The organism is Leucobacter chromiiresistens (genome assembly GCF_900102345.1).
Lineage (GTDB): Bacteria > Actinomycetota > Actinomycetes > Actinomycetales > Microbacteriaceae > Leucobacter > Leucobacter chromiiresistens.
The window spans coordinates 2,122,107-2,142,755 of sequence record NZ_FNKB01000001.1 but is presented as its reverse complement, the minus strand read 5'-3'; the positions used below and the strand labels follow the sequence as shown (position 1 = coordinate 2,142,755).

Genomic DNA, 20,649 nt, shown 5'->3' with positions numbered 1-20,649 from the left:
CCGTCGTCAGTAGGTGCGGAGGAGGTCCACCAGCACGGCGTGCCCGAAATCGAGCGCGTCGAGCGGAACGCGCTCGTCGACGCCGTGGAACATGCCGGGGAAGTCGAGATCGGCGGGCAGGCGCAGCGGGGCGAAGCCGTACCCGGTGATCCCGAGGCGGGCCAGCGACTTGTTGTCGGTTCCGCCCGAGAGCAGGTACGGCAGCACGCGCGCGCCCGGGTCGGCACGCTGCAGGCACGCCGTCATCGCGTCGACCAGCTCGCCGGAGAACGGCACCTCGAGACCGATGTCGGAGTGCACCTGCTCGAGCTCGATGTCGTCGCCGACGATGGCGCGGATCTGATCGAGGATCGTCGCCTGATCGGCGGGCAGCGCGCGCACATCCACCAGCGCCTCCGCCGCATCGGGGATGACGTTGTGCTTGTAGCCCGCCTGGAGCACCGTCGGGTTGCTGGTGCTGCGCAGGCTCGCCTGGATGAACCCGCCGCCCTTGCCGAGGCGCAGCACGAGGTCCTCCGGGGTGACCTCGTGCGGATCCTCGCCCAGAATGCCCGCGATCGCGTCGACGAGGTCTCGTGTCGTGTCGGTGAGCGTCACCGGCCACTCGTGGCGCCCGAGCGCGGCGATCGCCTCGGCGAGCCGCGTCACGGCGTTGTCGTGCCAGACGCGCGAGCCGTGGGCCGCGGTTCCGCGGGCGCGCAGCCGGATCCACTCGAGCGACTTCTCGCCCGTCTGCACGAGGTACGCGCGCGTGCCGTCGATGTCGATCGAGTAGCCGCCCACCTCGCTGATCGCGGTCTCGGCCCCGGCGAAGAGCTCGGGGCGGTGCCGCACGAGGTGCTGGGCCCCGTACACTCCGCCGTTCTCCTCGTCGGCGAAGAAGGCGAGCACGACGTCGCGGCGGGGGCGCTCTCCGCCGCGCAGCAGCTCGGCGATCGCCGTGAGGATCATGGCGTCCATGTCCTTCATGTCGACGGCGCCTCGCCCCCACAGCATCCCGTCCTTGACGACGCCCGCGAACGGGTCCACCGTCCAGTTCGCGGGGTCCGCGGGCACGACATCGAGATGCCCGTGGAGCACGAGCGCCGGCAGTGCCGGATCGGCGCCGTGCACGCGGGCGACGACGCTCGCGCGCCCGGGATCGGTCTCGATGATCTCCGGATCGAGGCCGAGGTCGCGCAGATACGCCGCGACGTAGTCGGCCGCCGGCCGCTCCGGTTCGGCGTCGCCGCCGCCGCGGTTGGAGGTGTCGATGCGGATCAGGTCACGGGCGACGCGGGCCGTTTCCGACAGCGTCTGCTCGGAGGTCTCGGAGCTCATGATCCCAGCGTAGCCGGAGCGCATCGACAGGCGCACTCTCCCGCGAACGAGCCCCGAACGGTCCTCCCCGTGCGGCTCCGCGTGCCGAATGCGATGGGGCGGCCGGAATGCAAAAGAGGCCCTCCATAGTGGAGAGCCTCTTTCGTTCACGTGCGCGGAGGGGGACTTGAACCCCCACGCCCTAATACGGGCACTAGCACCTCAAGCTAGCGCGTCTGCCATTCCGCCACCCGCGCGAACGATCCGCACCTTCATCGGCCGAACAGAAGATAACTTAGCACGGATTTCGAGCCCCGTTCGAATCGGCCCGGGATCTCGCGCGCGTCGCGCCTCGGCACGGGGTGCCGACGCCCGCGTTTCCCGGCTCGAACGCCGCCGATCACGGGCGGGGCGAGGTCGATCACAGGCTGGCGCCGCCGATCACGGGCGGAGGCGCCGCCGCAGCAGCTCGATCCGCTTCTGCAGCTGCGTCACCGAGGCCTGCGCCACGGCTGGCCCGCCGCAGACGCGGCGGAGCTCCGTGTGGATGTCCTTGTGGGCCTCGCCCGAGACCTTCGCGTACATGCCGACGAGGGAGCTGAGCAGCTTGCGCTGCTCGCCGAGGGTGCGGTGCAGGGCCTCCGGGTGTTCGGACTTCTCGGGAGCGTGCTCCAGAATTCCCTGCCGCCCCGCGCTGCGACGGGCCTGCTTGGCCTGCCGCTGCTGCAGCAGGGCCCGCACCTCTTGCGGCTCGAGCAGCCCGGGGAATCCGAGGAAGTCGAGCTCCTCCTCCGTCTCGACCTCGGCGTACCCGCCGAACTCCGCCCCGTCGAACACGGCGCGGTCGAAGTGCGCATCCGAGGCGAGCGCCTGATACGAGAAGGTCTCCCCTTCGACGAGCTCGGATGACGCCTGATCCCCGCGCTCGGCCTCGGCCATGAGCGCCGCCTCGGCGTCCCACATCTCCTCGGCGCTCTTCGGCCCCTCGAGCACGTGGTTGCGCTCCTTCTCGAGCTCGGAGGCCAGCTGCATGAGCGCGGGGACGTTCGGGATGAACACCGACGCCACCTCGCCCCGACGCCGCGACCGCACGAAGCGTCCGATCGCCTGCGCGAAGAAGAGCGGCGTCGACGAGCTCGTCGCGTACACGCCGACGGAGAGCCGCGGCACGTCGACGCCCTCCGACACCATGCGCACCGCCACCATCCACCGCTGCTCCCCGCGCGAGAACCCGTCGATCTTCTCCGAAGCGCCCGCGTCGTCCGACAGGATCAGCGAGACCTCCTCGCCCGTGATCTCCTGCAGCTGCGCGGCGTACGACCGCGCCGAGGCGTGATCCGTGGCGATGACGAGGCCGCCCGCGTCGGGCACCTGCTGGCGCACCTCGGTCAGGCGGCGATCCGCGGCGCGCAGCACCTTGCCGATCCAATCCCCCGCGGGGTCGAGGGCGGTGCGCCACGCCTGCGACGTCACGTCCTTCGTGTTGCCCTCGCCGAGCGCCGCCTCCATCTCCTCGCCGGCCGACGTTTGCCAGCGCATCTTGCCCGCGTAGACCATGAAGATCACCGGCCGCACGATGCCGTCGGCGAGCGCCCGCCCGTAGCCGTAGTCGTAGTCGGTCAGCGAGAGTCGCGAGCCGTCGCCCTGCGGCGCGTACTGCACGAAGGGGATCGGCGCGTCGTCGGAGCGGAACGGGGTTCCGGTCAGCGACAGCCGGCGCCGCGCGTTGCCGTACGCCTCCCGGATCGCATCGCCCCAGCTGAGCGCGTCGCCGCCGTGGTGCACCTCGTCCATGATCACGAGCGTGTCCTCGTGCTCGGTCAGCAGCCGGTGCTGCACCGGCTTCATCGCGACCTGGGCGTACGTCACCGCTACGCCGTGGAAGTGCCGCCCGTACGCGAGCCCGTCGCTGTTCGAGTAGTGCGGGTTCAGGCGGATGCCCGCACGGGCCGCCGCGTCGGCCCACTGCGTCTTCAGGTGCTCGGTGGGGGCGACGACGACGATCTGCCGCACGGTGTGATTGGAGCGCAGGATCGCGGCGAGCCTGAGCGCGAACGTCGTCTTCCCGGCGCCGGGCGTGGCCGATGCGAGGAAGTCCCGAGGAGCCGTGTCGAGGTAGCGTCTGATGGCCTCCTCCTGCCAGGCGCGCAGCGTGCCCGCAGTGCCGTGCGCGGCCCGCTCGGGATAGGCGGGCGGCAGGTGCTCGGCTGCACTCGTCCCAGGAAGGTGGAGGCCCAGGTCCGAATCTGTCACGACGTTCTAGACTATCGCTGTATGCCGAGCGCTGCGTCTTCGTCGAGGCCCGCACTCGGCTCCCCCGCACCCCGACACACTCAGAGGTAGGCAATGGCACAGGATGGCAGCGCTCAGCAGGAGCGCGTCGAACTTCCGTGGTCGCGTTTCGTCGCCCTCGGCGATTCCTTCACCGAGGGCGTGGGCGATCCCGATCCCGACAGCCCCGGCGGGCTGCGCGGCTGGGCGGACCGCTTCGCGGAGGTGCTCAGCGGATTCGACGAAGACTTCGCCTACGCGAACCTCGCCGTGCGCGGCAAGCTCATCCAGCAGATCGCCGACACGCAGGTGGAGGCCGCGCTCGACCTGCGGCCAGACCTGATCAGCGTGTGCGCGGGCGGCAACGACGTGATCCGCCCCGGCACCGACCCCGATGAGGTCGCGGCGAAGCTCGAGCGCATCGTCGAGCGGCTGAGCGCGGGCGGCGCCACCATCATGCTGTTCACCGGCGTCGACACCGCGTTCCAGCCGGTCTTCCGCTCCATCCGCGGCAAGGTGGCCATCTACAACGAGAACGTGCGCAAGGTCGCGCAGCGCCACGACTGCATCGTGGTCGACCAGTGGGCGCTCGACGAGCTGCACGACAGCCGCTACTGGGCCGGGGATCGCCTGCACCTGAATGCGCTCGGCCACCATACGATCGCTCGCGCTGCGCTCGCCGCCCTCGGCGTGCCGCACGAGCTCGCGCCGCTCGACGTGCCCGACCTGCCGGAGCGGAGCTGGCGCGAGGCGCGCCGCGAAGACGTGGTGTGGGCCCGCGAGCACTTCGTGCCGTGGGTCATCCGCCGCATCAAGCACGTGTCGTCGGGCGACCACATCGAGGCGAAGCGACCGGTCGCCGCCGCCCTGCGCGCCTCGCGTCACGGGGCTGCCGAAGACTAGACCGAACGAGTAGGGTGGGGCGCATGACTCACCTCACGAAGCAGATCGCAGATACCCTGGTCGAGGTCGGCGTGCACTCCGCGTACGGCGATCCCGTCGAGGTCGACGGCACGACCCTCATCCCCGTGGCGTACACCGCATACGGCTTCGGCGCCGGCGAGGGCGCGGGCGGCGGCGAGGGCGCCGCTCAGGGCGAGGGCTCCGGCGGAGGCGGCGGCGGATTCTCCATCCCGGTCGGCTCGTACATCACCCGCGAGGGCACGACGCGGTTCGAGCCGAACATCATCGCGCTGCTCGCCGTCGGCACCCCCTTCGTGTGGGTCGCCGGCCGCGCGCTGGCGCGCATCGTGAAGGCGCTGAAGAAGTAGCCGTTCGCTCACGGAGCGGCGAGCCGCTCCGCCACCGGCCACGTCCACGGCGACCTCGGCAGGGCTGCGGGGTCGAAGCGCGCGACGAGCTCGGCCGCGGAGACGCGCTCCCCGGGGGCGGCGAGCCCCAGCGATCGCGCGAGCGCGCCCAGCACCGCGGCAGCATCGATGCCGTCGGCGCGCAGATCGGCGAGCGTGACCGCACCGTCGCGCTTCGCCAGACGGGCTCCCGTAGCGCCGAGCACCAGGGGCACGTGCGCGTAGACGACCTCCGGCGGCGACGGCAGCCCCAGCAGCCGCTGCAGGAGGATGTGCCTCGGGGTCGATGAGGCGAGATCGTCGCCCCGCACGATCTGATCCACCCCCATCGAGGCGTCGTCGACGACGACGGCGAGGTTGTACGCGACCGTGCCGTCGCCCCGGCGCAGCACGAAGTCGTCGATGTCGCCGGTCACCTCGCCGAGCAGCGCATCGGCGAATCGCGGAGCGACCGTGCCCGCCGGCACGCGCAGCCGCAGAGCGGGCCGTCGCGGAGCGATGCGCTCCCGTTCTCGCGCTCGCTCCGCGTCGCTCCGGTCGCGGCACGTTCCGGGATACGCGCCGGGCGGCGCATGCGGAGCGCTCGGCGCCGCGAGAATATCGGCGCGCGTGCACGTGCACTCGTAGACGAGGCCGGCATCGCGCAGCCCGCCGATCACCGCCTCGTGCGCGGCGCCGAGCTCCGACTGCAGCACCGGGGCGCCGTCCCAGTCGATGCCGAGACGCGCCAGGTCGTCCAGCTGCCGAGACGCCGCCCCGGAGTCTCGGGCGCGATCGAGATCCTCGACGCGCACGACGAACCGGCGGCCGCTCGCGCGGGCGAAGCACCAGGCGAGCAGCGCCGTGCGCAGATTGCCGACGTGGAGGTCGCCCGACGGGCTCGGAGCGTACCGCCCCGCCCCGCTCGTTCCGATCATGCCGTTCATCCTCTCACGCGGCGCGTCCCGTCGCCGCTACGCTGGTTCCCGAACGCAAGGAGGCGCACGTGACCGACACCCGCACCGCACCGCACCCGGATCTCTCGGCGCTGGAGTCCGCCCTCGGGCCGCGACTCCTCCGCGATCCCGACCTCATCGCGCCCTACGCGCGCGACACGTCGCGGGCCGTCGACGACGGGGCTCCGCTCGCGGTGGTGCTCGCCGAATCGACAGCCGACGTCTCGGCCGCCCTCGCCTGGGCCGACCGCTTCGGGGTGCGGGTGAGCGTGCGCGGTGCGGGCACCGGGCTCGCAGGAGGCGCGATGGCGTACCCGGGCGGCCTCGTCGTGTCGGTGGATCGCATGACCGCGATCCTCGACATCGACGTCGCCAACCGGCTCGCAACGGTGCAGCCCGGCGTGATCACCGCAGACCTCGATGCTGCGGCTCGTCGCCACGGCCTCTTCTTCCCACCCGACCCGGCGAGCGCGCGGATGAGCACGGTCGGCGGCAACATCGCGACGAACGCCGGCGGACTGCGCTGCGTCGCGCACGGCGTCACCAGCGATGCCGTGTCGGCGCTCGAGGTGGTGCTCGCCGACGGCCGCGTGATGCGCACCGGCGCGCGCACCCGGAAGAACGTCGTGGGGTACGACCTCACGCGCCTCTTCGTCGGCTCGGAGGGCACGCTCGGCGTGATCACCGAGGCCACCGTCCGGCTCAAGCCCGTGCCGCCCGGCTCGCCGCGCACCTTCCGCGCGAGTTTCCCGGAGCTCGAGGATGCGGGGCGAGCGGTCACCGCGATCGTCAACAGCGCCGTGCGCCCGGAGGTGCTGGAGCTGATGGACTCCCTGAGCGTCGAGATCATCGAGTCGTTCCACCCGAGCGGGTTGACGGCGCCGGCCGGGGCCATGCTCGTCGGGCAGACCGTCGGCTGGGATGCGCAGGTGCAGGCCGAGACCATCACGGCGCTCTGCCGCGAACTCGGAGCCGACGACACCGAGATCTCGGAGACCGACGCGCTCCTCGAAGCGCGCCGCCTCTCGAACCCGGCGCTCAACGCGCGCGGGTTGAAGATCTCGTGCGACGTCGGTGTGCCCGTCGCGGCGCTCGCCGAGGTCTTCCACGGAATCGCGCAGATCTCGGCGCAGCACGGCAAGCGCGTCTCGACCGTCGCGCACGCGGGCGACGGGAACCTCCACAGCACGGTCGAATCCCCCGACACTCCCGAGGGGATCCGCGAGGCCGACGCCGTGATCGACGACATCACCCGCCTCGCGCTCTCGCTCGGGGGCACCATCTCGGGCGAGCACGGCATCGGGTCCGTGAAGCGCCACGAGCTCGCCTGGCAGCTCGACCCGGTCTCGCTCGACGTGCAGCGCGCGATCAAGAACGCGCTCGACCCGAACGGCATCCTCACCCCCGACCGCGCGATCTGATTCGAAGTCGCCGGCGCCGCCCGCCCGGCGCCTCCTTCCGGGGGTGACGCTGCCCGGCGCCGCCGGCCCGGCGCCTCCTTCCGGGGGTGAGCAGTTGCGGTCGGTTGGAGGCTGCTCCGCTCGCCGGAACTGCTCACCCCCGGGAATCGAAGGGCCGATCTGGAGCCCCCCTCCCCCGCGGGTGAGCGATTGCAGTCACGGGAAGGCGGCCACGGCTCCCGAGACTGCTCACCCACGCGCGGCATCGAACGATCACGAGCCCCTACTGCTGCGGGTGAGCAGTTTGCGTCGATCGCACCGTGGCACGGGCGCCGGAAGCGTTCACCTCCGGGCGGATTCCGCGGGCCCTCGCCTCGGGTGAGCAGTCGCGGCGGTTCGGCCGCGGGAAAGCCGCCGGAACTGCTCACCCTCGAGCGATGCCGGGCGGCTGCACTCGTGCTCGCGGTCAGCCGCGCTACCGATCTCGGGCCGCGGCCCCGTTCTCCGGGCCACCGGCCCCGAGCGTCGTGTCAACGGCCTTTCGCGCCGCCCGGAGCCGCGCGAGACTGCTTCTGGGCACGCACCCGTGTGCGCAGACGATCGACTGGAGGACGAACATGAGCGAATCGACCGAGTTGACCCCGGAGACCGTGATCAAGGTGATGCGCGAGGAGCGCTTCGTGATGCTGTCGACGGCGACTCCCGACGGGAAGATCGTGTCGCACCCGATGACCCCGCAGGAGGTCACGGACGACGGCGACGTCTGGTTCTTCATCGGGTTGCAGGGCGACCAGGCCGATGCCATCCGCGCGAACCCGCAGGTCAACCTGGCGTTCGCCGAGACGGGAAGCTGGCTCTCGGTCTCGGGCGTCGCCGAGTTCGTCTCCGATCGCGCGAAGGCCGCGGAGCTGTGGGACGGCGAGGTCGAGGCCTACTTCGACGGCGGACTCGAGGATCCGAACCTCGGTCTGCTCCGCGTGAACGGCGAGTCGGCGCAGTACTGGGGCATTCCCGGCGGAAAGGTCGCAGCGGCCGTGAAGATCGCGGCGGCGAAGCTCACGGGCAGTGAGGGCCCCGGGCGTTCGGGCACCACCGAGCTCTGACCGCGTCTCCGCCGGGTGGTCCCCGCGATGAAGCCGTAACTGGTCCATCGCGGGGACCACTGGCATGATCGTCTGCATGCGCATCCTCTCCATCCAGTCATCGGTCTCGTACGGTCACGTGGGCAACTCCGCTGCGGTCTTCCCGCTGCAGCGCATCGGCGTCGAGGTCATGCCGATCTACACGGTGATGTTCTCGAACCACACCGGGTACGGCTCGTGGCGCGGCCCGATGATGTCGGGCGACGACGTTCGCGAGATCGTCACGGGCATCGAGGAGCGGGGCGGCCTGGCCGACGTCGACGCGGTGCTCTCGGGGTACCAGGGCGGCGACAGCATCGGCGACGCGATTCTCGACGCCGTGGCGCGCGTGAAGCGGGCGAGCCCCGGCGCGATCTATGCCTGCGATCCGGTGCTGGGCAATGCGCGATCCGGGTGCCATGTGTCGCCCGAGGTGCAGAACCTCATCCGCGACCGGGTCGTGCCGCGGGCGGACCTCATCACGCCCAACCAGTTCGAGCTCGGGTTCCTGACGGGCACGTCGCCCGACACGCTCGAGTCGACGCTCGCCTCCGTCGACCTCGTGCGCGCCGACGGCCCCTCCACGGTGCTCGTCACGAGCGTGGATCGGCCGGAGCGCCCCGAGGAGTCCATCGAGATGCTCGCGGTGACCGATGAGGGCGCCTGGCTCATCGAGACGCCGCGCATCCCGTTCAAGGTGAACGGCTCGGGCGACGTGACCGCTGCGCTCTTCACCGCGCACTTCCGGAGCACGGGGAGCGGCGCCGAGGCGCTCGAACGCACGACCGCCAGCGTATTCGCACTCCTCCAGCGCACCTTCGCGAGCGGCGCGCGGGAGCTCGCGCTCGTCGAGGCGCAGGACGCGTACGCGCACCCGGATCTCCGGTTCTCGGCGCAGCGCGTGCGCTGACGGACGGCGCCGCGACGACGACGCCGAGGCTGCGCGAGCGGCGGCGGGCTGCGTGACGGGCGCGGGTCAGACGAGGGATCGCCCGAGCAGGATTCCGCACACCGCGAGCGCGACGGCCGCCACGAGCATCCCGGCCCCGTTGGCGAGCGCGGCGCGGTAGCGTCGCTGCCCGAGGAGCTGCACCGTATCGAGGCTCGCCGTGCTGAACGTCGTGTAGCCGCCGAGGAAGCCCGTCGTCGCGACGACGGCGAGCGGATGATCGGCGGCGAGACCCGCCAGCACGCCGATCGCGAACGCCCCGGTCAGGTTCACGACGAGGATCCCCCACGGAAAGCGGCCGCGCACGCGCGAGCCGAGCGCCTGGTCGATGAGGTGCCGGGCGCCCGCGCCGATTCCGCCGGCCGCCGCGATGGCGAGCGCCAGTCCCGCCTTGTTCATCGGTGCGGCCCTGCTCCCTGCGCATCGCGTGCGCCGGCCTGCGCGATGCCCCGCCCGGCGAGGAGACCGAGCCAGCCCGCCAGCGCGCCCCCGAGGAGTGTCGCTGCCGCGTAGACGGCCGCGAGAGCGTATCGACCCGCGAGCAGCGACTCGGCGAGTTCTCCGGCCAGCAGACTGTACGTGGTGAAGCCGCCGAGCAGCCCGGTGCCGAGGAGCAGGCGGATGCGACGTCGTGCCGGATCGCTCCGGTGGGCGATGACCTCGACGAGCAGCCCGAGCGCGAACGCTCCGGTCACGTTCACCAGGAGGGTCGCGCACGGCAGCCCGTGCCCGTCGGTCGGCGCTGCGAGGGCTGCGGAGACCGCTGCGCGGCCGAGCGACCCGACCGCTCCCCCGAGCACGACCAGCCCGAGCTCGATCAGGCTGGCGCGGGAGGTCACTCGGATCAGTGTACGCGGTATGCACTCGCCATTCCGACGCCGTTCCGCTACCATCGCAGGAAAGTTCGGTATGCCGAACTTTCAGGTTCGTCGAGACTGGAAGGCGGTGGAGCGTGCAGATTCGGGCCGTGGAGGTGCGGAGGAAGCGGGAGAGCGAGCAGACGCAGCGGTGGAAGCGGCGGGGGCTCCGAAGCGCGATGGCGCTGGTCGGCGCGGCGCTGATCCTCACCGGCTGCGGTGCGCCGTCGACGGCCGATGACACGGCCGGCGCGGGAGCCGCCGACGACGAGCGCCCCGTCGTGCTCACCACATTCACCGTGCTGGCCGACATGGCCCGGGAGGTCGGCGGCGATCGTCTCGACGTGCGCTCCATCACGAAGGTAGGCGCCGAGATCCACGGCTACGAGCCCACCCCGCTCGACATCGCCAAGGCCTCCGAGGCCGACCTGATTCTCGACAACGGTCTCGGGCTCGAGGCGTGGTTCGCACGCTTCGTCGACCAAGCCGATGTTCCCCATGTCGTCGTCTCCGACGGCATCGATCCCATCGACATCGCCGGCGACGCGTACGCCGGCAAGCCGAATCCGCACGCGTGGATGAGCCCGCGCAACGCGCAGCTCTACGTCGACCGCATGGTGGACGCCTTCAGCGATCTGGCCCCCGAGCACGCCGACGAGTTCGCCGAGCGGGGCGACGCGTATCAGGCGGAACTGCAGCAGGTGCAGGATCGCCTCGCGAATGCCGTCGCCGCGCTCCCCGAGTCGCACCGCGCCCTCGTCACCTGCGAGGGGGCCTTCTCCTACCTGGCGCGGGATGCGGGCCTCACCGAGCGCTACATCTGGCCTGTGAACGCCGAGCAGCAGGCGACGCCGCGTCAGATCGCAGACACCATCGAGTTCGTGAGGGATCACGATGTGCCAGCGGTGTTCTGCGAGTCGACCGTCTCAGATCGACCGATGAAGCAGGTGGCGGAGGCGTCGGGAGCCGCCTTCGGGGGCACCCTGTACGTCGATTCGCTCTCCGAGCCCGACGGGCCGGTGCCGACGTACCTCGACCTGCTCGCCCACGACACCGACGTCATCGTCGAGGCCTTGAGCGCTGCACCCGAGGAACGATCGTGACCGCCGCCATCGACGTGCAGAGCGTCACGGTGCGGTATGGCGACGTGCTGGCGCTCGACGACGCGTCGCTGCAGGTGGACGCGGGCTGCGTGACCGGCCTCATCGGCATGAACGGCTCGGGCAAGTCGACGCTCTTCAAGTCGATCATGGGGGCGGTGAGACCCGAGGGCGGCACGGTCCGCATCGGCGGGTCGACCCCAGCGGCCGCCCGCGCGAGCGGGCGGGTCGCGTACGTTCCGCAGAGCGAGGACGTCGACTGGGCGTTTCCCGTCTCCGTGCGAGACGTGGTGATGATGGGCCGGTACGGGCGTCTGGGCATCACGCGGCGCGCGGGCTCCGCCGACCGGCGCGCGGTGGAGCACGCCCTCGAGCGCGTCGAGCTCGCGGACCTGGGCGACCGCCAGATCGGCTCGCTGTCGGGCGGGCAGAAGAAGCGCGCCTTCGTCGCGAGGTGCATCGCCCAGGACGCGGAGACGCTGCTGCTCGACGAGCCGTTCGCAGGCGTCGATCAGCGCAGCGAGGCGACGATCGTACGGCTGCTCCGCGAACTCGCGGGCAGCGGACGCACGGTGCTCGTATCGACGCACGACCTGCACGCCCTCCCCGATCTCGCCGACGAGGCCGCCCTGCTGCTGCGCACGGTGCTCTTCCGGGGCCCGGTGCGGGAGGCGCTGACGCCGGAGCGGCTCGCTCGGGCATTCGGTCTCGAGCGGGCCGCACCCGAGACGATGAGCACCGCGGAGAGCAGCGCGACCGCTGACCGCACGCAACCGACCACGGGAGATACCGCGTGACGCCCCTCGACTTCCTCCTCGAGCCCCTCCAATACGAGTTCATGGTGCGGGCGCTCGTCACGACGACGATCGCCGCCGTCGTGTGCGCGCTGCTCTCATGCTGGCTGGTGCTCACCGGCTGGTCGCTCATGGGCGACGCCGTCTCGCACGCCGTGCTGCCCGGCGTCGTGCTCGCCTACCTCGTCGGCGCCCCCTTCGCGCTCGGGGCGCTCGTGTTCGGCTTCCTCGCGGTGGCGCTCATCGGCGCGATCCGCGATACGAGCCGGGTGAAGGAGGATGCGGCGATCGGCATCGTGTTCACCACGCTGTTCGCGCTCGGGCTCGTGCTGATCTCCGTGATCCCGAGCCAGACCGATCTCACGCACATCGTGTTCGGCAACATCCTCGGGGTCTCCGACGGCGACCTCCTGCAGATCGCCGTGCTGGCCGCCGTGGCGTTCGTCGTGCTGATCGTGAAACGCCGCGACCTGACGCTGTACGCCTTCGACCCGACGCACGCGCACGCGATCGGCCTCAGCCCGCGCCGGCTCGGCGCGCTCCTGCTCGGGCTGCTCGCCCTGACCTCCGTGGTCGCACTGCAGGTGGTCGGCGTGATCCTCGTGGTCGCGATGCTCATCATCCCGGGGGCCACGGCGTACCTGCTCACCGACCGGTTCGGTCGGATGCTCGTCATCGCCCCGGTGCTCTCCGCGAGCTGCTCCGTGGTGGGCATCATGGTGAGCTTCTGGCTCGACGCATCGTCAGGGGGCCTGGTGATTCTGGTGCAGGGGGTCGCCTTCGCGCTCGCCTACCTCGGCAGCCCGAGACAGGGCTTGCTCGTGCGCGCGTTCCGCCGGCGACGGCGCGCCTCGGGGCGTGCGAGCGAAGCGGCTCGCCCCACCTGACCGACGGGTGCAGCGCGCCGCAACGTCGCTTCGCAGCGCGCCGCCCGTAGAAACGAGAACAGCCCCGCCGAAGCGGGGCTGTTCTCGAGGTGGTGGATCTAAGGGGACTCGAACCCCTGACCCCCTGCATGCCATGCAGGTGCGCTACCAGCTGCGCCATAGACCCAGGGAAGTCGGACGAATTCTCGCCCGACAACTCTTCTACTGTACATCACCCGGCTACCCGAAGACCAAATCGCAGAATCTCGGGCGCGTCACGCTCAGTCGCCCGCCGGCTCCTGCTCGACGGGCGCCGAGAACTCGGCCAGGTCGATCGACGGGCAGTCCTGCCAGAGCCGCTCGAGCTGGTAGAAGTCCCGCTCCTCCTGGTGGAAGACGTGCACAATGAGGTCGCCGAAGTCGAGCAGGATCCAGCGTCCGCTCTCACGGCCCTCGCGGCGCACCGTACGCACGCCCGCCTCGTTCAGGGCGTCCTCGATGCCGTCCGAGATCGCCTGGACGTTGCGCTCGACGGAGCCGCTGACGATCAGGAACACGTCGGCGAGGCCGAACTGCTCGGTCACTTCGAGCACCACGGGCGCCGTGGCGCCCTTCGCGTCGGCGGCATTCACCGCCAGCTTCAGGTCGCTTCGCACATCTCGTGCGTCAGTTGCAGCGTTCAGTTCGTGTCCTTCGTTCGCTCTGTATGCTTCGGCCGGTCAGCCGAAGAAGCCGTTGCTCGCGCCCCAGGCCCCGAGGCCGACGACGACGATCAGCAGACCGCCGCCGGTCAGCGACAGCACGAGCGGCAGCTTGCTCTTCTCCCGCGTGGGCTTCGCGACCACGGGGATGCCGGAGTCGACTCGAGCGCTGACCGCGTGGCGGGCGGAGACGGGGGCGGGGCCCTCGTTCGCGTCGTCTCGGTGCGGCATGTGATCCCCGGTGATGGGATCCATCTCGATCGAGTCGTGCAGGGCCGAGTGCCCCCCGGTCTCGCCGAGCGACTTCGGCAGCTTCAACGAACCCGTCACGTACAGGTCGCCGGTGGCTCCGAGCGGGCCGGTGAGGCCGCCGGTGTCCTCGGGCATCGAGGGCAGGATCAGGGCGGACGTGCCCGTGCTGCTCGTCGACCCCTCCTGCGCGACCGCGCGGGAGATCAGGTCGTCGAAGTCGCCGTCGTTCTGCGCGTTGCCGCTTCGCGCGGGGAACTCGCGCCCCGAGGGGTCGTCGAACACCGATCGCCACTCCTCGGGGGGCGCGATGTCGGGGAACGAGTAGTTCTCACGCTGCTGCGGATTCCCCGCGCTCGTGCGCTCGGCTCCGGGCGTCGACGCCCGTTCGGCCGACGCCTCCTCAGCCGAAGGCGCCGTGTCGACACCCTGAGCGGGCAGCGCCGTCGTCTCCGGGGGTGCCGTCGGCAGGTCCTCAGGGGCGTCCGCAGGTGCGGGAGCCGCCGGTGCGGCCGGCGCCGCGTCGAGCACAGTGGTCTCGGCCTCGCTGCGCTCGTCGCGCGCGACCGACTGGTCCGTGCTCTCGTCGACGAGCTCTGCGATCACCGGCTCGGTCTCGGGCGCGCCCGATGCGTCCTCGGCGCCGGAGCCCGCTGCAGCGGATGCGGGCGGCGCGGTCTCCGCCTCGAACGACCCGGCGTCGATCGGCTCGGCGTCGATCGACTCGAGCACGGCGGTCTCGGGAGCGCCGGTGGCCGTCGCGTCGGCTGCGGCCACCGGGTGCGCCGCCTCGCCGGTCTCGTCGGAGGGCTCTTCGGCCTGCTTCGAACGCTGCCACGGGAAGCGCCGCTTGCTCTTGACCGGGGCGTCGGTCTCCTCCGGCTCCACCGTCGCTTCGGTCGGCTCGGCGTCGGGCTCGCCCGTCGTAACGTGCTCCGCTGCTTCCGATCCGCCCTCGCCGCGAGCGGCGAGCTCGGAGGCCCCGGACTGCTCGGACGATTCGGTGTTCTCGGAGGATTCCGCCTCGCGCAGCTCTTCGACCGTGAAGGGCTCCGTCGGCGGCGACATGAGCGTGTCGAAGTCGGGCTCATCGCTCGCGGGCTCCTCGCTCACGGGGTCGCCGGAAGCGATGGGCGCCTCGGGCTCGGGAACGACCGGCTCCTCGATGACCTGAGCGGGCGTCTCGGGCTCCTGCTCAGGCGTCTCCGGCTCCTGCGCGGGCGCCTTCGGCTCGGCGACGTTCGCTGCAGCGGGGGTCTCCGGCTCAGCCGGAGTTTCGTCCCCCGACTCCGTCTGCTCGGCCACGACGGGCTCCCCCGCCGCAAACGACTCGCCATCGGCTGCTGCTCCCGCTGCTGCGGATCCCCCGCTGCGCGCGGCGAGTTCGGCGAGGGCTTCCTCGCGCAGCTGCCGCATCTCTCGCCGGCTGCGCGGGGTTCCGTCGGGATGGAACGGGGAGATCTCGATATCCGCCTCCGTCGCCGGGCGCGCGGCGGGCGCCTCCGGCTGCGGCGCATCGCTCGCCGCTTCCCCGATCTCGGAGAGATCCATGGCTCCGGTTTCCCCGAGGTCGCGCATGCGTCGCTCACGCCGGGTCAGCGGTCGTTGTTCGTCCTGCTCGCTCATCACTTAGTCGCTTCCTCGGTGTATAGCCCGTGCTTCGCAATGTACTGCACCACACCGTCCGGGACGAGGTACCACACCGGATAACCTCGGGCGACTCGCGCCCGACAGTCGGTCGACGAGATCGCCAGCGCGGGAACTTCCAACAAGCTTACGTGCTCCTCCGACAAACCCGAAAGCGAGAGCTCGTGCCCCGGGCGCGAGACTGCGATGAAATGCGCGTAGTCCCAGAGGTGCTCGACGTCCTTCCAGCTGAGGATCTGCTCGACCGCATCGGCTCCCGAGATGAAGAACAGCTCGGCGTCGAGATGCTGCTCGTGCAGATCGCGCAGGGTGTCGACCGTGTAGGTGGGGCCCGCGCGATCCACGTCGACGCGGCTCACGGTGAAGCGGGGGTTCGACGCGGTCGCGATCACCGTCATGAGATACCGGTGCTCGCTCGCGGATACGTTCTGCTTCTGCCACGGCTGCCCGGTGGGGACGAACAGCACTTCGTCGAGCCCGAAGCTCTGGGCGACCTCGCTCGCCGCGACGAGATGACCGTGGTGGATCGGGTCGAACGTTCCGCCCATCACCCCGATCCGACGTGTGTGTGACACGTTCGACGCGCTTTACGGGTGATGCGTCGCTGAGCCGTGATCGCGGGCGTACGCCTCGGCCTTCGCCGCGTGACGGTTCGCGACGTCGCGGAAGGAGAAGGTGACCGCCGCGAATACAGCGAAGATGGCGAAGACGACGATGCCGAAGACGACGGCCGGGAACGGCAGCTCATTGACGATGTGGTGCCCCTCTTCGGCGGCAGCTGCGATCGTGGCAAGAAGTGACATTGGTGGTCCCCTGCGTTCGTAACGGAAAGTGGTACCGAATCAGTCTAGCGGGTGGCGTCAGCGTATCTGGCCAGCGCCGCGCACGAGCCACTTGGTGCTGGTCAGCTCCGCCAGCCCCATGGGGCCGCGTGCGTGCAGCTTCTGCGTGGAGATGCCGACCTCGGCTCCGAATCCGAACTCCCCTCCGTCCGTGAAGCGCGTGGACGCGTTCACCATGACCACGGCGGAGTCGACCTCGGCGAGGAACCGCTCGGCATTCGCGTAGTCCCGGGTCACGATCGCCTCGGTGTGCCGGGTCGAATAGCGTTCGATGTGGGCGAGGGCCTCGTCGAGCGAGTCGACGACCCGGATCCCCATCTCCAGCGCGAGATGCTCAGTCGACCAGGTCTCCTCGTCGGCCGGCGCGATTCCCGCGATCCGCTCGACCGTCGCCGCATCTCCGTACATCGACACGTCGGCATCGCGGAGCGCGTCGGTGAGCCGCGGCAGCAGGCGATCGGCAGCTCCGCGGTGCACCAGCAGCGTCTCGGCCGCGTTGCAGACGCTCGGCCGGTGGGTCTTCGCGTTGAGCGCGATGTCGACCGCCATGTCGTCGTCGGCGGTCTCGTCGACGTACACGTGCACGACGCCCGAGCCGGTTTCGATCACGGGAACCGTCGACTCGGTGACCACGGTCGAGATCAGCGCCGCGCTGCCGCGCGGGATCAGCACGTCCACGTAGCCCCGCGCGCGCATCAGGCGCCCCGCGCCCTCGCGGCCGAACGGATCGATCGTCTGCACCGCCCCGCCGTCCAGCCCGACGCTCGAGATCGCACGCTGCACGATGTCGACGAGAGCGGCGTTCGTCTGCTCGGCAGCGCTCCCGCCGCGCAGCACCACGCCGTTGCCGCTCTTCAGCGCGAGCGCGGCGATGTCGATGGTGACGTTCGGGCGGGCCTCGTAGATCGCGCCGATCACGCCGAAGGGCACGCGCACCTGGCTGATGCCGATGCCGTTCGCGAGCGTGCTGCCCCGCACCACCTGGCCGACCGGGTCGGGCAGCGCGATGATCTCGCGAACGGCGCCCGCGAGTGCGCGCACGCGGGGGTCGTCGAGACGCAGCCGGTCGAGCAGCCCGGCGCCAATCCCGTTCTGCTCGCCCCGCTCCAGGTCCTGCGCATTGGCGTCGACGATGCTCGGCGCACCCGTCTCGAGGCCGACGGCGATCGCCTCGAGTGCGGCGTTCTTCGCGTCGGCCGTCGCTCCGGCGAGCGTGCGAGCGGCGTCGCGGGCGTTCTGAAGACGTTCGATGAAGGCGTCGGCAGCAGGCATGGCCATCAGCCTAGCGCGTCGCCGGCCGCCCGCTCGCACTGCACAGGCCGCGGCTCGGGGAGCGTTACGCGGGGCGGGCGGCGAAGCGCGTGCCGTGATCCGCACCCCCGAGCACCGCGGCGAGCAGCCGCGTCTCCGTGAGCAGCACGGTCGCCCCCGCATCCGCCGCGAGCCGGGCGGCCTGCACCTTGGTCGCGGCCCCTCCGGTTCCCCAGCCCGACTGGCTCTCGCCGATCTCGATGCCCGCGAGTGGATCGCCGTACGCGACCTCGGAGATGCGCTCCGCCCCGGCCATGGCCGGCGGCGCCGTGTACAGCGCGTCGACGTCGGAGAGCAGCACGAGCCGGTCGGCGTCGACGAGCCGGGCGACGAGCGCTGCGAGGCGGTCGTTGTCGCCGAAGCGGATCTCGTGGGTCGCGACCGTGTCGTTCTCGTTGATGATCGGCAGGATGCCGAGCTGCAGCAGCCGCTCGATGGCGCGCCGCGCATTGTCGCGGTGCGTCGGATTCTCGATGTCGTGCGCGGTGAGGAGCACCTGGCCCGCGATGATCTCGTGCGTGGTCAGCGCGCGCTGATACCGGTTGACGAGGATGTTCTGGCCGACGGCGGCGGCCGCCTGCTGGGTCGCGAGATCGTCGGGTCGTTCGTCGAGGTGGAGAAACGGCACGCCCGTCGCGATCGCCCCGCTCGAGACGAGGATCACCTGCGCCCCCGCGCCGTGGAGCCGGGCGAGCGACGCCACGAGCTCGGGAATCTGCCCGGCGTTCTCGCCGCTCACCGACGAGGAGCCCACCTTCACCACGACGCGCCGGGCGGCGAGCAGCTCGTCGCCGTGCGTCACTGCTGATCCTCCCAGAGCCCCGCCTTCCGCTCGCGTTCGAGTTCGGCGCGCGCCTCGGCCTTGGCGTCCATGAGGTCGTGGTACTCCGCGCGGCGCTCCTGGTTGGTCCGTCGCCCGTTCGGGTCGACGCGCAGGTCGGTGCCGCGCGCGCCCATCTGCACCTCGGCGGCGCTCGTCATCGTCGGCTCCCAGTCGAAGACGACACCGGCGCCCGGGCCGATCACGACCGTCGAACCGGCGACCGCGCCGGCCTTCACGAGCGCATCCTCGATGCCGATCTTCTGCAGACGATCCGCGAGGTACCCCACGGCTTCGTCGTTCTTGAAGTCGGTCTGCGCGACCCAGCGCTCCGGCTTCGCGCCGAGGATGCGGTAGAGCGTTCCGTAGCTGCCGCCCTCGGTCACGACGCGGAAGCCGCCGTCGTCGACCGCCTTGGGCTGCAGCACGATGCGCTCCTGCACCGGAGCCTCGTCGATGCGACGCTGCCGCTCGGCCTCCACGAGCTCCGCGAGCGCGAACCCGAGTTCCCGGAGCCCCTCATGGGAGACCGTCGAGATCTCGAAGACGCGGTACCCCTGAGCTTCGAGCTCCGGGCGCACGAACTCGGCGAGTTCGCGCCCCTCGGGCACATCGATCTTGTTGAGGGCGATGAGCTGCGGCCGTTCGAGCAGTGCGGTCTGCCCCTCCGGCACGGGGTAGGCCGCGAGTTCGTTCTTGATGACCTCGAGGTCGGAGAGCGGGTCTCGCCCCGGCTCCAGCGTCGCGCAGTCGAGCACGTGGAGCAGCGCGCTGCACCGCTCGACGTGGCGGAGGAAGTCGAGTCCGAGCCCCTTGCCCTCGCTCGCGCCCTCGATCAGGCCGGGCACGTCGGCGACGGTGAATCGGTGATCCGCCACCTGCACCACGCCGAGGTTCGGGTGGAGCGTCGTGAACGGGTAGTCGGCGATCTTCGGCTTCGCCGCGCTCATCGCTGCGATGAGGCTCGACTTCCCGGCCGACGGGTACCCGACGAGTGCGACATCGGCGATCGTCTTGAGCTCCAGCGTGAGCGTGCCCGCCCAGCCGTCGGTGCCGAGGAGCGCGAAGCCAGGGGCCTTCCGCTTGCTGCTGGCGAGCGCGAGGTTGCCGAGCCCTCCCACGCCGCCCTTCGCCGCGATGAAGCGTGTGCCCGGCTCAGTGAGATCGACGAGGGTCTCCCCCGCCTCGTTCTTCACGACGGTGCCGACCGGCACCGGCAGCACGAGGTCGGCGCCGTTGGTCCCTGCACGGTAGTCGCCCGCGCCGTAGCCGCCGTTCTCGGCACTCCGATGGGGGCGCCGGTGGTAGTCGAGCAGCGTGGTCACCTGGGGGTCGGCGACGAGCACGACGTCTCCGCCGTGGCCGCCCGCTCCGCCGTCGGGGCCGGCGAGCGGCTTGAACTTCTCACGACGAATCGACACGCAGCCGTTTCCGCCGCGGCCTGATTGGACGTGCACCTGCACCCGATCGACAAACGTGACCATTACCGTCTTTCCTACCCCTAGATACGGCAAAAGGCGAGCCGAAGCCCGCCTCGCCGTTGAATGCCCGCAGTCAGGCTGCGGCTACGATGTTGACGACCTTGCGGCCGCCCTTCGCGCCGAACTCGACCGCGCCCGCAGCGAGTGCGAAGAGCGTGTCGTCTCCGCCACGGCCGACGTTGGCGCCCGGGTGGAAGTGGGTTCCGCGCTGGCGAACGATGATCTCGCCGGCGTTCACCTGCTGGCCGCCGAAGCGCTTGACGCCGAGGCGCTGCGCGTTCGAGTCGCGGCCGTTGCGGGTGGAGCTGGCGCCCTTCTTATGTGCCATGAGTCTCTACTCCTTGAATCGTTGTCGAGGCGATTACTTGATGCCGGTGACCTTGAGGCGCGTCAGATCCTGACGGTGCCCCTGGCGGCTCTTGTAACCGGTCTTGTTCTTGTACCGCTGGATCACGATCTTCGGTCCGCGGAGGTCGTTGAGCACCTCTGCGGTCACGGTGACCTTGGCCAGTTCGGCCGCGTCGGTGGTCACCTTGTCGCCGTCGACGAGGAGCACCGCGGGAAGCTGGAGCTTGCCCGTGGAGTCGCCCGAAACACGGTTGACGGTGATGATCGAGCCGACCTCGACCTTTTCCTGACGTCCGCTTGTGCGCACTACTGCGTAAACCACTTCATACCCTTTTCTCGAGGATCGCC

The 20,649-nt window shown here is 70.8% G+C and carries 22 protein-coding genes and 2 tRNA genes; 8 read left to right on the top strand and 16 right to left on the bottom strand.

All coding sequences use genetic code 11. From position 1 onward, the window contains the following. Window positions 1–6 precede the first annotated feature (6 nt). The 3 genes from BLT44_RS09765 to BLT44_RS09755 all read right to left on the bottom strand — a co-directional run bounded on the left by BLT44_RS09765 (window position 7) and on the right by BLT44_RS09755 (window position 3,552). Window positions 7–1,320, bottom strand: a complete 1,314-nt coding sequence (locus BLT44_RS09765) for a M20/M25/M40 family metallo-hydrolase (RefSeq protein ID WP_029608340.1) — start codon at window positions 1,318–1,320, stop codon at window positions 7–9. A 151-nt stretch (window positions 1,321–1,471) separates the two neighbouring features. Further along, window positions 1,472–1,556: transfer RNA gene (locus BLT44_RS09760), tRNA-Leu, on the bottom strand. Between the two features lie 184 nt (window positions 1,557–1,740). Continuing rightward, window positions 1,741–3,552 (bottom strand): DEAD/DEAH box helicase, encoded by a 1,812-nt coding sequence (locus tag BLT44_RS09755; protein WP_010157287.1) that lies wholly within the window; start codon window positions 3,550–3,552, stop codon window positions 1,741–1,743. Window positions 3,553–3,645: 93 nt separating this feature from the next. On the opposite strand from BLT44_RS09755, the gene BLT44_RS09750 reads away from it, so the two are divergent. Further along, window positions 3,646–4,473, top strand: a complete 828-nt coding sequence (locus BLT44_RS09750) for an SGNH/GDSL hydrolase family protein (RefSeq protein ID WP_010157288.1) — start codon at window positions 3,646–3,648, stop codon at window positions 4,471–4,473. Between the two features lie 23 nt (window positions 4,474–4,496). After that, the gene (locus BLT44_RS09745) at window positions 4,497–4,841 is read left to right on the top strand and encodes a spore germination protein GerW family protein (protein WP_010157289.1); all 345 of its coding nucleotides are present in this window, start codon (window positions 4,497–4,499) and stop codon (window positions 4,839–4,841) included. Between the two features lie 8 nt (window positions 4,842–4,849). Here the strand turns inward: BLT44_RS09745 and gluQRS are convergent, their stop codons facing one another. After that, on the bottom strand, window positions 4,850–5,797 hold the full coding sequence (gluQRS, locus tag BLT44_RS09740; RefSeq protein WP_010157290.1) for a tRNA glutamyl-Q(34) synthetase GluQRS: 948 nt from the start codon (window positions 5,795–5,797) through the stop codon (window positions 4,850–4,852). 68 nt (window positions 5,798–5,865) lie between these two features. On the opposite strand from gluQRS, the gene BLT44_RS09735 reads away from it, so the two are divergent. From BLT44_RS09735 to pdxY, 3 genes are all read left to right on the top strand, one after another. Next, entirely contained in the window at window positions 5,866–7,236 is a 1,371-nt protein-coding gene (locus BLT44_RS09735) for an FAD-binding oxidoreductase (protein ID WP_010157291.1), read from the top strand. Window positions 7,237–7,832: 596 nt separating this feature from the next. Further along, window positions 7,833–8,318: a pyridoxamine 5'-phosphate oxidase family protein gene (locus tag BLT44_RS09730; protein ID WP_010157292.1), complete on the top strand. Its 486-nt coding sequence runs from the start codon at window positions 7,833–7,835 to the stop codon at window positions 8,316–8,318. Window positions 8,319–8,394: 76 nt separating this feature from the next. Next, on the top strand, window positions 8,395–9,246 hold the full coding sequence (gene pdxY / locus BLT44_RS09725) for a pyridoxal kinase PdxY (protein WP_010157293.1): 852 nt from the start codon (window positions 8,395–8,397) through the stop codon (window positions 9,244–9,246). 66 nt (window positions 9,247–9,312) lie between these two features. Here the strand turns inward: pdxY and BLT44_RS09720 are convergent, their stop codons facing one another. Next, window positions 9,313–9,684 (bottom strand): fluoride efflux transporter FluC, encoded by a 372-nt coding sequence (locus tag BLT44_RS09720; protein ID WP_010157294.1) that lies wholly within the window; start codon window positions 9,682–9,684, stop codon window positions 9,313–9,315. Then, entirely contained in the window at window positions 9,681–10,124 is a 444-nt protein-coding gene (locus BLT44_RS09715; protein WP_010157295.1) for a CrcB family protein, read from the bottom strand. The genes BLT44_RS09720 and BLT44_RS09715 overlap by 4 nt, the downstream gene beginning before the upstream one ends. 113 nt (window positions 10,125–10,237) lie before the next feature. On the opposite strand from BLT44_RS09715, the gene BLT44_RS09710 reads away from it, so the two are divergent. From BLT44_RS09710 to BLT44_RS09700, 3 genes are read left to right on the top strand one after another with little or no spacing between them, the layout of a single operon-like run. Continuing rightward, window positions 10,238–11,245 carry a metal ABC transporter substrate-binding protein gene (locus BLT44_RS09710; RefSeq protein WP_010157296.1) on the top strand — a complete coding sequence of 336 codons (1,008 nt, stop codon included), beginning with the start codon at window positions 10,238–10,240 and terminating at the stop codon, window positions 11,243–11,245. Beyond that, on the top strand, window positions 11,242–12,039 hold the full coding sequence (locus BLT44_RS09705; protein ID WP_010157297.1) for a metal ABC transporter ATP-binding protein: 798 nt from the start codon (window positions 11,242–11,244) through the stop codon (window positions 12,037–12,039). Before BLT44_RS09710 ends, BLT44_RS09705 begins: the two co-directional genes overlap by 4 nt. After that, on the top strand, window positions 12,036–12,923 hold the full coding sequence (locus tag BLT44_RS09700; protein ID WP_010157299.1) for a metal ABC transporter permease: 888 nt from the start codon (window positions 12,036–12,038) through the stop codon (window positions 12,921–12,923). The genes BLT44_RS09705 and BLT44_RS09700 overlap by 4 nt, the downstream gene beginning before the upstream one ends. Window positions 12,924–13,013: 90 nt before the next feature. Here the strand turns inward: BLT44_RS09700 and BLT44_RS09695 are convergent. From BLT44_RS09695 to rplU, 10 genes are all read right to left on the bottom strand, one after another. Further along, window positions 13,014–13,089 (bottom strand) — tRNA-Ala (locus BLT44_RS09695). Window positions 13,090–13,183: 94 nt separating this feature from the next. After that, entirely contained in the window at window positions 13,184–13,558 is a 375-nt protein-coding gene (gene rsfS, locus BLT44_RS09690; RefSeq protein ID WP_010157300.1) for a ribosome silencing factor, read from the bottom strand. Between the two features lie 63 nt (window positions 13,559–13,621). Beyond that, window positions 13,622–15,478: a hypothetical protein gene (locus tag BLT44_RS09685; RefSeq protein WP_029608343.1), complete on the bottom strand. Its 1,857-nt coding sequence runs from the start codon at window positions 15,476–15,478 to the stop codon at window positions 13,622–13,624. Beyond that, on the bottom strand, window positions 15,478–16,074 hold the full coding sequence (gene nadD, locus BLT44_RS09680) for a nicotinate-nucleotide adenylyltransferase (protein WP_029608344.1): 597 nt from the start codon (window positions 16,072–16,074) through the stop codon (window positions 15,478–15,480). Before nadD ends, BLT44_RS09685 begins: the two co-directional genes overlap by 1 nt. 12 nt (window positions 16,075–16,086) lie before the next feature. Further along, window positions 16,087–16,302 carry a hypothetical protein gene (locus tag BLT44_RS09675; RefSeq protein ID WP_010157303.1) on the bottom strand — a complete coding sequence of 72 codons (216 nt, stop codon included), beginning with the start codon at window positions 16,300–16,302 and terminating at the stop codon, window positions 16,087–16,089. A 57-nt stretch (window positions 16,303–16,359) separates the two neighbouring features. Further along, window positions 16,360–17,613 carry a glutamate-5-semialdehyde dehydrogenase gene (locus tag BLT44_RS09670; RefSeq protein ID WP_010157304.1) on the bottom strand — a complete coding sequence of 418 codons (1,254 nt, stop codon included), beginning with the start codon at window positions 17,611–17,613 and terminating at the stop codon, window positions 16,360–16,362. A gap of 64 nt (window positions 17,614–17,677) precedes the next feature. Further along, entirely contained in the window at window positions 17,678–18,454 is a 777-nt protein-coding gene (gene proB, locus BLT44_RS09665) for a glutamate 5-kinase (RefSeq protein WP_010157305.1), read from the bottom strand. After that, window positions 18,451–19,956 carry a GTPase ObgE gene (gene obgE / locus BLT44_RS09660; RefSeq protein WP_010157306.1) on the bottom strand — a complete coding sequence of 502 codons (1,506 nt, stop codon included), beginning with the start codon at window positions 19,954–19,956 and terminating at the stop codon, window positions 18,451–18,453. Before obgE ends, proB begins: the two co-directional genes overlap by 4 nt. Window positions 19,957–20,026: 70 nt before the next feature. Beyond that, window positions 20,027–20,281: a 50S ribosomal protein L27 gene (gene rpmA / locus BLT44_RS09655; RefSeq protein WP_010157307.1), complete on the bottom strand. Its 255-nt coding sequence runs from the start codon at window positions 20,279–20,281 to the stop codon at window positions 20,027–20,029. A gap of 33 nt (window positions 20,282–20,314) precedes the next feature. Then, on the bottom strand, window positions 20,315–20,623 hold the full coding sequence (gene rplU / locus BLT44_RS09650; protein WP_010157308.1) for a 50S ribosomal protein L21: 309 nt from the start codon (window positions 20,621–20,623) through the stop codon (window positions 20,315–20,317). Window positions 20,624–20,649 lie beyond the last annotated feature (26 nt).